The following is a 13,009-nucleotide window of genomic DNA, read 5'->3' as shown; positions in this document are numbered from 1 at the left end:
TGCTGGTTTCAATCCGCAACTGATTGGGAGGCGTCATGCCGCGCAGCACCGAGCGCGCCCCTGACCCGGACTGGACCGACGCCGCATGCCCCGTCGCCCGCACGCTGGACCTGGTCGGCGACAGATGGAGCCTGCTCGTCATCCGCGACGCCATGGACGGGGCACGGTCGTTCACCGAGTTCCAGCGACGCACAGGCATCGCGCGCAACATCCTCACCGACCGCCTCCGCAAGCTCACCGCTCACGGGTTCCTGACCCAGCGCACCGCTCCCTCGGGCCGCCGCCGGGAGTACGTGCTCACCGAGGCCGGTCGCGACCTCTTCCCGGTCATCCTCACGCTGCGGCAGTGGGGAGAACGCCACGCCTTCGCCCCCGGCGAGGCCCACTCCACCCTCGTCGACGAACACGGCACGCCGGTTCCGGAGCTCACACCGACCAGCGCCGACGGCACGCCCCTCGGAACCGGCACCACCCAGGTGCGGAAGGTCCACTAGCAGCCCGCCCCTCAGCGGGCTCCGGCCCGGCGCAGCGGCGGACGAGAGCGCAGATCCCACGAGCAGGCACCCTGTCCGGGGTGACCGCGCGAGCGAGACCGGAACGAAGCACGGGGAGGCGTCGGCCTGCGGGCGATCGGAACGGTCAACGCGCCGACCACGGGCCGACCGGGCGAAGCGGCACGCATCCGCTGCCCCGTGTGAGCCGAGGCCGGCTCCGAGGACCCGATCAGGCCCGCTGAGCAACGGGACACCTGCGCGGCCGAGATGCAGGCAGCAGGCGTCGACTGGCGCCCTGGTGGTCTACGGCGGCACCCTGCACGGATTCCACCACCCGCCCGTCGACCAGCCCGGCGTCCCCGGCGGCGCACCACCCCCGGCACGCACGGCGAGCCCGGCGCGACATCGTCGACCTGCCCGCCGAGTGCGTACCGGTGGCGGAGTGACCCGGCGGTCAGGAGTGCCGGCACCCTGGCCCGGTTCCGGAGGAACCCCACCGCGGTGGGAGCTGCCGACGCGCGCCCCGCAACGCCGCTCTCACCGGCGGCACCTCCGCTGCCCGGCCGGACTCCGGGCCGCCGCGGACACGACGGCGGATGCGCGCCCCCGGGCGGACCTCAGTCCAGGCAGAACTCGTTGCCCTCGATGTCCTGCATCACGAGGCAGGACTCGTTCTCCTCGTCGGCGAGCAGCAGACGCACGCGCTGCGCGCCGAGCGCGACCAGCCTCGCGCACTCGGCCTCCAACGCGGCGACGCGCTCCTCGCCCACCAGCCCGGTGCCGACCCGCACATCGAGGTGCAGGCGGTTCTTGGCGACCTTGCCCTCGGGAACCCGCTGGAAGAACAGCCGCGGGCCCTCCCCCGAGGGATCGCTGCAGGCGAACGCGGCGTCCCGGCGCTCCGGTGGCAGCGAACGGTTGTACTCGTCCCACGTGCCGAACCCCTCCGGCGGCGGCGGTACCACGTACCCCAGCACCTCGCACCAGAAGCGGGCGACGCGCTCGGGCGACGCGCAGTCGAAGGTGACCTGGAACTCCTTGATCGACGTCATCGGCCCACCCTAGCGGCGCATACCGCGCTCCTTGGGCCCTGAGGCGTCCCGCAGGCGCGGCCTGGCAGGGGGCCCGCTGCTCCCCCGGGCTGGAGTACCACTCCGTCCGGTCAGCCGGCCCGGCCGACGAGTGCCGAGACGCGGACCTGCTCGGGGAAGAGTTCCCCAGGCGGCAGTGCCTTCCGGAGCCGGTGCTCGAACGCCGGTCGCCGCTCGGCCGTCGGCAATAGCTCTGCGGGGACGGCGGAGCAGAGACCGCCGACGACCTGCTCGAAGGTCAGCTCGTCGGTGTAGGAGTGCGCTGTGCTCCGCACGTCGGAGAATCCGGCCTCCCCGAGAGCCTCGGCGTACCGGATCAGGTCCTGCTCGGCAGTCCCGCAGGACGAGGTCAGTTCGGTGTCGAAGTACTCTTCCAGGAAGCCGCGCAGCGCACCGGACCAGACCGAATCCTGCTGCCACAGCGGCGCCCCGTTGGCGAGCACGGCGATGCCTCCGCCCGTGCGGAACAGCGGGCGCAGGTCCCGGAAGAGGGCGTCGGGCCGCATCCAGTGGAGCGCCTGTCCGACGACGGCCATCGCAAGGGGAGACGCCTGTCCCAGCAGTGCGCCGAGGGCGGGGACGTCGGTGTCGGCGCCGAGCACCCAGGTCACGTTGGCCAGCCCCTGCTCACCGGCCCTCTCGCGCGCGAGGCGCAGCATGTCGGGCTCTGGGTCCATCCCGAGCACCGAGCGGACTCGCCGCGCGAACGGAAGGGCGAGCTGCCCTGTGCCGCAGCCGAGGTCCAGGACGCTGTCGGCCGGTGTCAGGGAGAAGTATTCCTGGAGGGTGTCCAGCACCCGCTCGGGATACCCCCGCCGGAATCGCGCGTAGTGCTCCGCCACGTCACCGCTGAACCCCGCAGTCATGAGAGCACTCTGTCGGCCGCCGGTCCTTCTGCACAGCCTCCCGCACGGCCGATCGCTGCGGGCGGAACGCCACCGGCCGCGTAGCGGTCGGCCGCCCCGCGCGCCGCCGCGCCGCCGCTCTCCTCAGCGGAGCGGAGGGGGAGACCACCGTCCGCCCTCCGACGGGGCTGCCCGGCGGACCGCGGCGCCGTGGGCAGGAGCCGGCTGCCCAGCAGTACGGCGCAGGCCCCCGTGGTCAGCAGCCCGCCGACGAGGAAGGCGGCGCGCACGTCGGCCGACGACAGGACCAGTCCGCCCAGTGCGGCACCCCCGGCGATACCGGCGTTGTAGAGGCCCGAGTTGGCCGCGAGTGCGAGGTCCGTGCGGCCCGGTGCGCAGTGCAGCATCGCGTGCTGCGTGGCCATGAACACCGGACCGAGTGCGCCGCCCATCAGCGCCAGGAACGCCACTGCCGCCACCGGATCGCTGCCGACCGCGTACAGCCCGAGCATGCCCACCGCCTGGGTGCCCACGGCGGTGGTCAGCGCGGCCTGTGGAATGCGGTCCAGCAGCAGCCCGGTGATGCTCACCCCGGCCAGGCACGCCGCGCCGAAGGCCAGGAAGAGGACGCTGACCGCGCCCGGCGGGTAGCCGCTCACCTCGCCCAGGAACGCCGCGAGATAGGTGTACCCGGCGAACGCTCCGGTGGCGGACAGCGTGCCGGCCAGCAGCACGGTCCCGAACCGGCGGGCGTCGGGACTGGTCCCGTACGCGGCGGGCTCCCGGTCCGGACGCGAGGTCGGCAGCAGCGCGGCGACGGTCAGCAGGGAGACGCAGCCCAGTGCCGCCAGCACGGCGACGGGCGCCGGCCAGCCGTGCCGCCACCCCAGCCAGGTCCCGGCGGGCACACCGAATACCAGGGCGAGCGAGCCCGCGACGGAGATCGCGCCGACCACCCGTCCGCGGACGGCCGGGGCGAACAGGCCCACCGCGACCGGACCCGTCACGGCCCAGAACAGCGCCTGGGCGAGCGCGGTCAGCAGCCGTGCCACCAGCAGCACCCCGTAGGAGGCGGCCAGCGCGGCGACGGTGCTGGACACGACCAGCGCGGCCAGCAGCCCGGTGAGCACATGACGCCGGGGCACGGCCCGCGTGGCGTGGGCGAGCGGCAGCGAGGCCACGGCCACCGTGAGGCCGTAGCCGGTGACCAGGAGGCCGACCGTCGGCACCGGCACCCGGAGGCGGTCGGAGAGGAGTTCCAGGAGCCCGATCGGCAGGTTCTCCGCGGTGTTGAAGCTGAAGGCGGCCAGCATCAGCGCCGCGAGGACCGCCGCCCGGTGCCACGGCGGCGCCGCTACCCCGGCGGTGCCCGTCTCTGCTGCCGTCTCCCGTCGCGTCTGCTGCACGGCATCGCCCACGGTCGTACCTCACCGGGCCGCCCGCTCCCGCCGCAACCGGATTCCGCGGCCCTGCGGGCGGCCCGCCCCCGGGCGGCGGAGCACGGCGGTCCGGGCGGGCTGTACTGCAGGCCCGCAATTGGAATGTCCCGTTCCACCGTGGAGACCTGCGTGTTCCTGGCTTGTCTCATTCGTGGGCCACAGCATCCTGTCTCACGATCTTGGCCCTTCGCGGCCGATCGAGGATGTGAGGGGCTGGGCGTCCCCACCGTCCACCCGACTGCCGCCTCGGAGACATCACCCGCGCTGAAACATTGCCACCTGCCCCCTTGGTGCGCCGCACGACGAGAAGACCCACTGCATTTCGGATGGCGGTCGGCTGCGGCGAGCGCTTGGCCATTCAACGTCCAGTGTTCGTGGGATAGTTCAAGGATGACCTTGTTGTATTCGTCCCGGGTCTCTTCGGCAGGGGCAATACCTCCGGGGCGTCCTGTCTGGACCATGAACCACAAGCCGTACGGCACGACGGATGCGTACGACCTGACCAAGCGGGGCAAGCCGGCGACCGTGTACGGCCGGACGGCCTCGTACGGCGGACGGCCCTGTAGGTCCGGATCGATCTCGAGCAAATGGACGGAAACCGACGCACAAGGGGATGGCGACGGCTGGTGACGGACAGCAGGCATTCCCCCCTGCCGGGGCAGGGTGGGCTGGCTCCGGCCACGCTCGCCTTCACCGTCCCCTCGGGGCGGCGCCGGGTCGTCCCGGTCCGCTTCGGCCGCGAGTCCCGCCGCGATCCGCAGTTGCCGCAGCGCATCCGCAACGGACTGCTCGACGACGAGGGACAGCAGTGCGTCCAGGTGCGGCTGACCGCGGCCGACGCGGCGAACCCGGCGGCCCGGGCCCTGCTGGACGCCGAGGCGGGCACCGCTCTGCGGCTGCGCCGGGTGCTCGACGCCACGAGGTACGCGGCGCTCTTCCCGAGGATCATCGGCTACGAACTGGACGCCGCCGAGCCGTTCCTGCTGTACGCCGCGCCGCGTGGCATCGCCGCCGCGCGCACCCATGTGATGGGCGCCAGCGACCAGCGGGTCCTCGCCCGCGATCTGATGCTGGCGCTGTGCCTGTTGGACGGCCAGGGCCTGGTGCTGCGCGGGATCTCACCGGCCACCGTGCTCTGGGACGGCGCCTCGGTCCAGCTCTGGGGGCTGGAGGGGGTGGCTCGCGCCGGAGCGCCGCGGACCCGGTGGGGCCGGGCGCCCTACTGCTCGCCCGAACAACGCCGCGGCGAGGGGCTCGTGGACTCCCGGGACGCGGTGTGGAGCGTGGCCCAGGTGCTCTACCAACTGGTGACCGGACGGCACGGCCCCACCGACCGCGCGCCCGTCGACCTCGACGAGCACCGGGTGCTCGCCGAGACGCTGCGCGGCGCCTTCGCCCCGCGGGCCGCCGACCGCCCCACACCGGCCCGGCTGCTCGACCTCCTGGAACCGGGCGCCGCGCGCCGAGTCCGGCACGCGGCAGTCGCGGACACCCTCGGCGCGGAAGACGTGCCAATTCCTGCACGGTTGGCAGCGCCGCGCTGCCGAGCGGACCTGATGCTCCTGGACGACCATCCCTGTGCTGGGACCCCCGTCCGCCTGAGCGTGAAGCTGGTGGCCGATTCCGCGCACCCCTGGGCCCGCCCTGATGTCGGACCCTCACTGGAAATCGTAGCGGTGCCGTTGAGTGGTGCGGAAGTTACGCCGGCCACGGTGGTCTACAGCCCTGGGAACGCCGATTCTGCGCAGTTCCGCGTCACAGCCGTGGAGCCCGGCATGCACCGGATCCGATTCACTTTCCTGCACCACGACACCGGAGTTGCTCTGCACCAAGTGGAGGCGGACCTGGACATCGAGGGTCCCGAAACAGCCGAGTCGGGGCGGAGACGGGCAACGCCGCGCAAGGGGAGGTCCTGACCGGTGCCCCGCCCCGTGACCACACGCGTCGTCCAGGACCCCAGCGACGGCTTCCGCTTTCTGCCGCACCTGGAGACGGAGCCGCCCGATCTCCGCGTCAGCTTCGACGTCCTCGGCGGCGGCCGAATCCGGGCCCGGATCTCAGGCACGTCCGTTCCGGCCATCCACGGCAGCGAGCACAAGGCCGACCTGATCGCCCGGTCCGACGATGTCCATGCCGAGGCGGCCCGGCTTTGCGAGCTTTGGAGGACGTGGTTTGTTGAATTCCAGCCGACCGACGACCGACGCCGGGCTCTGGGGAGCCGGTGGCGTCCATACGCAACGAACGCCGACCTCAGCGGCGAACCAGAGGAGCAACTGCGCCTGGCAATAGCACGTCTGGCCCGTAGTGGAGAATCCTTGCTGTTTAACACGCTCCTGCGTGGAGACGACGTACGCACGGAGATGTTCCGCACGTACCTGCGATCAGCTCTTTCCCAGGAGGGGCTACGGGTGCGGTTCGACTCCGACCTGCATCTGCCCTGGCCCATGCTCTGTATAGCCCAAGAATCCACCGCGTCTGCAGCAACCTTGGACGCCCTCTTTTCCCGGTTCCTCGGACACCGCCATCAGATCGAGCACACCGCCGACGCCTACACGTGGGTCGGACCTCCCTGCACGGCACACGAGCAGCCCAAGGTCAGTCTGAACCACGACGCCCGCCTGGGCCGCGGCACGAGGGCAGACGAGGTCGCGAAGGTCTTGGCGGAGGGCACGGAGTGCACCGTGCGCACGACCTACGAGGAACTGGTCCGCGACTTCGCAGAGTCGGCTCTGGACGAGCAAGTGATGTATTTCTGGTGCCACGGCGAGTTCAAGGACAACAAGCCGGAGCCCCACGTCCCGGTCATCAGGCTCACGGACGGCACGGAGATTGACGGCTACGAACTACGCACCTTGCTGGCGCCTCGCCGGGACACCGATTTCCGACCGTTCGTCCTTCTCAACGCCTGTCACGCCGGAGTCTCCGGAGCGAGTGTGGCCCGTGCGTTCCTCGGGCGCGTGCTCATCGAGAATGGCGCGCAGGGCGTCCTCGGACCGTTGATCTCGATGCCGCAGGCGTTCGCCGCCGAATACGCGCTGGAGTTCGTCACGCGATACCTGCGCGGCAACGCGACTGCTGGTGGGATCGCGCACGAGTTGGCCCAGCACTTCGCCGCCCAGTACCGCAACCCTCTTGGGTTCGCCTACGGGCTGCAAGGCGGCATGGACACCCGCCTGGAACTGACCAACGGAGAAAAGATATGAGCAGCGTCGCCTCGATCGAGGCCATCGACCTGGACGAGGACGGCTGGCTACTCGACGCTCACACCGGTGAGCCGGTGCCCGAGCCTTGGCTGCGCGACTATTTCGCAGAGCGTCTCACCCCGCCCGCCTGGGCGACGGACATTCTTGTCTACGTCCACGGCTGGCAGACGTCCCCCAACTCTGCCCACCGCACCGCTGAACGGCTAACAGCCTTGGCACACGACAACCTAGCGGCGGCTCCGGCCCGATATCCGGCCCTGGCGGCCGCGGGATTTAACCCATGGTGTGTCGTCGTGCGCTGGCCGTCATCCAGCCCGGTCACCCCCGCCGGCTACCGAAAGATAAGGGACCGGGCGCACGCCATGGGCGCACGCGACGGAGACGGACATGCTGCCCACATTCTGGGCCGGCTTCTCGGCTATCTGGACGCCGAGCGGGCGGACCCCGGCGCAGCGCCCGTGCTGGCCACCCGCGACGGTCAATTCCTCCACCTCATCGGACATTCCTTCGGCTGCCGGTTCGTATGCGAGGCGGTGCAATGGGCGGCGGACGCCCGGCTCGACTACACACTCGGCTGGCACTCAGTGAACGGCTCCTCCTCCCACCCGTTCGCCGCGGACAGCATGCTGCTGTTCCAGATGGCCGCACGACGCGATGCGTTCCTCTCGCTCTTTCCACACATCCTGCCGAGCGAGGAACACGACGGAGCTCCGCTAAGAGGCCCCATCGTCGCCACATACTCCCGCCACGACCGGGCAACGGGATTCTGGCACCTGCGGGCCGAACAGCAGTCCGGCATCGGGCACTCCGGAATCGGCCCGGCACCCGCGCCCATGTACACCACGCGTCTGCTGCCGCTCGCCGAGCGGTATCCGCTCTCCGCTCTGGACCATCGCTTCGTCAACATCGACGCCTCCGATGTGTTCGTCCGCGGTCGCCGCCTCAACCCGGCCGGAGCACACTCAGACCACGTGCGCCCAGAGTCTGCCCACCTGCTGCTTACTCTCGCGGACTACTCACGCTGAACGGCGCCGATGGCTTCAATGCGACAGGGCAAGAAGCCCGCCTCAGCGCAGTGGCCTTGGGGCCGGACACGGGCCACGGTCGATGAGAAAAGGACAGCGGAAACGGGAACCTACACCGGACGTCAGGTCTGGGCCATGTCGACGAAGCGGGAATAGTGGCCCTGGAAGGCGACCGTGATGGTGGCGGTGGGGCCGTTGCGGTGCTTGGCGACGATCAGGTCGGCCTCGCCCGCGCGCGGGGATTCCTTCTCGTAGGCGTCCTCGCGGTGCAGCAGGATCACCATGTCCGCGTCCTGCTCGATGGAGCCGGACTCACGCAGGTCGGAGACCATCGGCTTCTTGTCGGTCCGCTGCTCGGGGCCGCGGTTGAGCTGGGAGAGGGCGATGACCGGGACTTCCAGCTCCTTGGCCAGCAGCTTGAGGTTACGGGACATCTCCGAGACCTCCTGCTGGCGGCTCTCGGGGCGGCGGGAGCCGCCCGTCTGCATGAGCTGGAGGTAGTCGATGACGATGAGTTGGAGGTCGTTGCGCTGCTTGAGGCGGCGGCACTTGGCGCGGATCTCCATCATCGACAGGTTCGGCGAGTCGTCGATGTACAGGGGCGCGTCGGTGACCTGCGGCATCTGGCGGGCCAGCCGCGTCCAGTCCTCGTCCGTCATGGAACCCGAGCGCATGTGGTGCAGCGCCACCCGGGCCTCGGCGGACAGCAGGCGCATGGCGATCTCGTTGCGGCCCATCTCCAGGGAGAAGATCACGCTGGGCATGGTGTGCTTGATGGAGCAGGCGCGGGCGAAGTCCAGGGCCAGCGTGGAGTTGTGCGTGGGAACCATCGACCGGCCGGCCAGATAGAGGCTGTCGGCGTTGTCCACCTGCACACAGCGCACCGGGACGCTGGGGACCGGGCGCACCTCGGTGATGAACCGGGCATCCGCACGGGGGGCGTGCGCGGGCCTGCGCTCCTTGTGGAGCAGCCGCTTCCGCTCCAGCCGGAAGACCTCGTCGGGGGTGGTGAAGGTGATCTCGTGGAGCACCGGGTCCGTCGGGGATCCCTCGCGGTCCTCGTGGTCCTCGTGGTCCTCGCGGACACCGTGGTCGCCGTGGTCGCCGTGGTCGCCGTGGTCGCCGCGGACAGCGTTGCTCTCACCGGCCCCGTGGCCCTCGTGCCCGCCCCGCACGCGGCGGGTGGTCCAGGCGCAGCGGTAGCCGAGGCCGAGCAGCAGTTCGCGGAAGTCCTCGGCGAACTGCTGCCGGGTGACGGCGAAGCTGACGGCGCCCGCCTCCCCGACCGTGCCGTGGGTGTCCAGCAGCCCGGCCAGGAGCGCCCGGCGCTGGGCCACGGAGGCGCGCAGACAGCTCCGCGGGATGCGCGTGTTCTCCGACATCCCCATGGTGCGGAGAAGAGTCCGGACGCTTCCGGACGGCACGGGAGCGCCGGGCAGGTGGAGCGCGTGGCTCGCCGAGTGGCCCACGCGGGAGGTGGCGTATCCGTCGGCGCCGATGTGGAGCAGCACCTCGGGTTCGTCGGTGGTGACCAGGAGCGTGTCGGCGGCCCCGGCGACGTCGGCGGGCCCGTCGACCTCGGGGGCACCGTCGGCCGCGGCGGCCCCGTCGACGTCGGGGGAGCTGCCGAGCCAGGCGCCCAGCGTGTACGGCGCGAGCGGCAGTTGGCGCTCCGGCAGGTCCAGCGGGGCCGTGTTCCGCACTGAGTGGTCGGGGCGGTGGTCGGGACGGTGGCCGGACGCGGAGTGCAGGGTCTCGGCGAGCTGCCGGGTGGTGCGCACCGCCGGGAGTTCCTGCGCGGGGCGGCCGTCGCCGCGGCGTGCCGCCTCCCGCGCGGCCCGGCGGGAGGCGCGGGTGTCCGTGAGCCATTGGTGTTCGGCGTCGGCGACGAGCACGGTGCCGTCGTCGAACCGGACCTCGTAGCAGGGCCGGTCCGCCATGACCTCGGTGGCGGCGGTGACGCGGGTGGCGCGGCCGTGCGCGTCCAGCAGCCGCTCCCCGACCTTCACCTCGCCCATCGTCGTCCACCCGGAGGGGGTGGCGAGGGGGGTGTCCAGCGCGAGGGCCTTGCCCATGGCGGGACGGGCGGCGATGACGATCATCTGGCCGGGATGCAGGCCGTTGGTGAGCGAGTCGAGGTCGGTGAAGCCGGTGGGGACACCGGTCATCTGGCCGCTGCGGGAGCCGATGGCCTCGATCTCGTCGAGGGCACCCTCCATGATGTCGCCGAGCGGGAGGTAGTCCTCGGAGGTGCGCTGCTCGGTGACGGCGTAGATCTCGGCCTGGGCACCGTTGACGATGTCGTCGACGTCGCCGTCCGCCGCATAGCCCATCTGGGTGATGCGGGTGCCCGCCTCGACCAGGCGGCGCAGGATGGCGCGCTCGTGGACGATCTCCGCGTAGTACTCGGCGTTGGCCGCGGTGGGGACGGCTTGGACCAGCGACTGGACGTAGCCGGGGCCGCCGACGCGGGCGATCTCCCCACGCCGGGTGAGCTCGGCGGTGACGGTGATGGGGTCGGCGGGCTCGCCCTTGGCGTAGAGGTCGAGGATCGCCTGGTAGACCGTCTCGTGCGCGGGACGGTAGAAGTCGACGCCCTTGAGGACCTCGACCACGTCGGCGATGGCGTCCTTGGACAGCAGCATGCCGCCCAGAACGGACTTCTCCGCCTCCAGATCCTGCGGGGGCACCCGCTCGAACCCGCCTGCCGGGCCCTCTGCTCCGCGCTCGTGCTGTTCGGGCAGACCGGCTCCGGAGCGCTCCGCGCCGGACCCGGAGCGGGGACCGCCGCCCGGTCCGCCGTTGCTCCCGCCGTTGCTGCCGTTGCGCCGGCGGCCCTGCGGCGGCTGCGCCGTCAGGGCGAAGCCCTCCTCGGTGGCGAGGTCGGCGGCCCAGGGGTCCTCCACGTGCTCGGGCTGCTGGGTCACCCCGCTTCGCCTCCTCCCACAGGTCCCGTCGTAGGGCACAGTCTTACGGCACAGCACTGACAAACGCTGGCAATCGGGCCGCCCGGCCCGGGTTACGGCGCGTCGCTGCGACGGTGAAGAAAGGGGAAACGCTGAAACGGGCTGCACGGGCGCTGGTACACCGTAGGCGGCCCGCACGGTTCAGCCAATCACCTTATCCACAGGGTGGTGTGGACAGCCGGAGCCAACCTGTGGAGAAGCCGCCGAAAGCTGTGCACGAGTCGGGGGACAGTGCTGTGGATTACTTCCACACCTCGCCGCGACAGCTACCCTGACCTGCGCTTTCATCATCCACGCCCTGTGCGGCGAAAAAACTTTCCGTCGGCACTCCCGGGAGGATCACCGAGGGTGTTCGCGCCTGTCGCGTACACCGTAAAGTAAGCGTCACCGGCCCATTGTGCTCATTACCTGTGGATGTTTGGATCGAACCTATGAGCCCCGCTTCCCCGACCACGCGCGCCGCCGTGCGACGCCACGACCGTGAAATCATCGCGCTCGCCCTCCCCGCCTTCGGCGCACTCGTCGCGGAGCCCCTCTTCGTCATGGCCGACAGCGCCATCGTCGGCCACCTCGGCACCCCCCAGCTCGCCGGGCTCGGCGTCGCCGCGGCACTGCTGCAGACGGGCGTGAACATCTTCGTCTTCCTCGCCTACGCCACCACCGCCGCCGTCGCCCGCCGGCTGGGCGCCGACGATCTGCCCGCCGCACTCCGCCAGGGCCTCGACGGCATCTGGCTCGCGCTCCTGCTGGGCGGCCTCGTGGTGGCGGCCGTGCTGCCGACCGCCCCCTGGCTCGTCGACGCGTTCGGCGCCTCACCGACCGCGGCCCCGCCCGGCACCACCTACCTGCGCATCAGCGCACTCGGCATCCCGGCCATGCTCGTCGTCCTCGCCGCGACCGGAGTACTGCGGGGCCTCCAGGACACCCGGACCCCGCTGTACGTGGCCGTCGGCGGGTTCAGCGCGAACGCGGCGCTCAACGCGCTGCTCGTCTACGGCGCCGGACTCGGCATCGCCGGCTCCGCCTGGGGAACGGTGCTCGCGCAGTGGGGGATGGCCGCGGTCTATCTGACCGTGGTGGTGCGGGCCGCGCTGCGGCACCGCGCCTCGCTGCGCCCCGACCTCGCCGGGATCCGGGCCAGCGGGCGGGCCGGAGCCCCGCTGCTGATCCGGACGCTCTCGCTGCGCGCCGTTCTGCTGATCGCCACGGTGGTGGCGGCGCGCATGGGCGACGCGGACATCGCGGCCCACCAGATCACCCTCACCCTCTGGTCGCTGCTCGCCTTCGCGCTGGACGCCATCGCCATCGCCGGCCAGGCCATCATCGGGCGCTACCTCGGGGCCTCGGACGTCGAGGGCGCCACGGCGGCCTGTCGGCGGATGGTGCTGTGGGGCGTGGTCTCCGGGGTGGTGCTGGGGGCGCTGGTCGCACTGGTGCGGCCGCTGTTCATGCCGCTCTTCACGACGGACCAGGGCGTGATCGACCAGCTCACCCCGGTGCTGCTGGTGGTGGCCGTCACCCAGCCGATCGCGGGCGTGGTGTTCGTGCTCGACGGAGTCCTCATGGGCGCCGGGGACGGCCCCTATCTGGCGGGCGCCATGCTGGTCACCCTGGCGGTCTTCGCGCCGGTCGCGCTGGCGGTACCGGCGCTCGGCGGCGGGCTCACCTCGCTGTGGTGGACCGTCGCCGGGCTGATGATGGCCACCCGGCTGGTCACCCTGGCCCTGCGGGCCCGCTCAGGACGCTGGGCCGTCACCGGCGCGGTCCGCGCCTGACGGAGGTGCCGGGCGGGGCGCCACTGCGCCGGGCAGGCCCCCGGTACGACGGCCCCGGTACGACACGCAGCAGGGCGCACCCCCGGAAGGGAGTGCGCCCTGCTGTCGGTGTCAACCGGCCTCGGCCGACTCAGGCCGACCGCGGCCGACCCGGCCGAGCTGCGTCGCGCG

At 71.6% G+C, this 13,009-nt stretch carries 9 protein-coding genes and 1 pseudogene; 6 read left to right on the top strand and 4 right to left on the bottom strand.

What is annotated here, in order from left to right; translation table 11 throughout:
• Positions 1-35 precede the first annotated feature (35 nt).
• A complete protein-coding gene (locus BMX65_RS06085) occupies positions 36-494 on the top strand; it encodes a winged helix-turn-helix transcriptional regulator (RefSeq protein WP_074999084.1) in 459 nt (152 codons plus the stop codon).
• 111 nt (positions 495-605) lie between these two features.
• A pseudogene (locus tag BMX65_RS33310) lies at positions 606-940 on the top strand (dienelactone hydrolase family protein); the annotation flags it as partial.
• Positions 941-1,111: 171 nt separating this feature from the next.
• On the opposite strand, the gene BMX65_RS06075 reads toward BMX65_RS33310, so the two are convergent.
• The 3 genes from BMX65_RS06075 to BMX65_RS06065 form a co-directional block, all read right to left on the bottom strand.
• Complete coding sequence (locus BMX65_RS06075) at positions 1,112-1,546, bottom strand: VOC family protein (RefSeq protein WP_074999083.1); 435 nt, start codon at positions 1,544-1,546, stop codon at positions 1,112-1,114.
• A gap of 110 nt (positions 1,547-1,656) precedes the next feature.
• Positions 1,657-2,451: a class I SAM-dependent methyltransferase gene (locus tag BMX65_RS06070; RefSeq protein ID WP_074999082.1), complete on the bottom strand. Its 795-nt coding sequence runs from the start codon at positions 2,449-2,451 to the stop codon at positions 1,657-1,659.
• Positions 2,448-3,743: an MFS transporter gene (locus BMX65_RS06065; RefSeq protein ID WP_239502070.1), complete on the bottom strand. Its 1,296-nt coding sequence runs from the start codon at positions 3,741-3,743 to the stop codon at positions 2,448-2,450. Before BMX65_RS06065 ends, BMX65_RS06070 begins: the two co-directional genes overlap by 4 nt.
• A gap of 752 nt (positions 3,744-4,495) precedes the next feature.
• On the opposite strand from BMX65_RS06065, the gene BMX65_RS33305 reads away from it, so the two are divergent.
• Genes BMX65_RS33305 through BMX65_RS06050 form a run of 3 tightly spaced genes read left to right on the top strand, consistent with a single transcriptional unit; the run spans position 4,496 to position 8,097 of the window.
• A complete protein-coding gene (locus BMX65_RS33305; protein ID WP_239502040.1) occupies positions 4,496-5,785 on the top strand; it encodes a serine/threonine-protein kinase in 1,290 nt (429 codons plus the stop codon).
• 15 nt (positions 5,786-5,800) lie between these two features.
• Positions 5,801-7,072 (top strand): CHAT domain-containing protein, encoded by a 1,272-nt coding sequence (locus BMX65_RS06055; RefSeq protein WP_143081809.1) that lies wholly within the window; start codon positions 5,801-5,803, stop codon positions 7,070-7,072.
• Positions 7,069-8,097, top strand: coding sequence for a hypothetical protein (locus BMX65_RS06050; RefSeq protein WP_074999080.1), 1,029 nt, complete (start codon positions 7,069-7,071; stop codon positions 8,095-8,097). Before BMX65_RS06055 ends, BMX65_RS06050 begins: the two co-directional genes overlap by 4 nt.
• Positions 8,098-8,219: 122 nt before the next feature.
• On the opposite strand, the gene dnaB is transcribed toward BMX65_RS06050, so the two are convergent.
• On the bottom strand, positions 8,220-11,024 hold the full coding sequence (gene dnaB, locus BMX65_RS06045) for a replicative DNA helicase (protein WP_079171714.1): 2,805 nt from the start codon (positions 11,022-11,024) through the stop codon (positions 8,220-8,222).
• Between the two features lie 470 nt (positions 11,025-11,494).
• Here dnaB and BMX65_RS06040 point away from each other — a divergent pair, with 470 nt between their 5' ends.
• Positions 11,495-12,838: an MATE family efflux transporter gene (locus tag BMX65_RS06040; RefSeq protein ID WP_074999079.1), complete on the top strand. Its 1,344-nt coding sequence runs from the start codon at positions 11,495-11,497 to the stop codon at positions 12,836-12,838.
• Positions 12,839-13,009 lie beyond the last annotated feature (171 nt).

Origin of the sequence: Streptomyces qinglanensis, from assembly GCF_900111245.1 — a bacterium.
GTDB classification, from domain to species: Bacteria; Actinomycetota; Actinomycetes; order Streptomycetales; family Streptomycetaceae; genus Streptomyces; species Streptomyces qinglanensis.
Note: the sequence above shows the minus strand (reverse complement) of the source record. Positions and strands in the feature narration are given on the sequence as shown.

Coding starts and splice junctions, on each gene's coding strand:
- BMX65_RS06085 (WP_074999084.1), top strand. CDS start 36: ATGCCGCGCAGCACCGAGCGCGCCCCTGACCCGGACTGGACCGACGCC.
- BMX65_RS06075 (WP_074999083.1), bottom strand. CDS start 1,546: ATGACGTCGATCAAGGAGTTCCAGGTCACCTTCGACTGCGCGTCGCCC.
- BMX65_RS06070 (WP_074999082.1), bottom strand. CDS start 2,451: ATGACTGCGGGGTTCAGCGGTGACGTGGCGGAGCACTACGCGCGATTC.
- BMX65_RS06065 (WP_239502070.1), bottom strand. CDS start 3,743: ATGCTGGCCGCCTTCAGCTTCAACACCGCGGAGAACCTGCCGATCGGG.
- BMX65_RS06050 (WP_074999080.1), top strand. CDS start 7,069: ATGAGCAGCGTCGCCTCGATCGAGGCCATCGACCTGGACGAGGACGGC.
- BMX65_RS06040 (WP_074999079.1), top strand. CDS start 11,495: ATGAGCCCCGCTTCCCCGACCACGCGCGCCGCCGTGCGACGCCACGAC.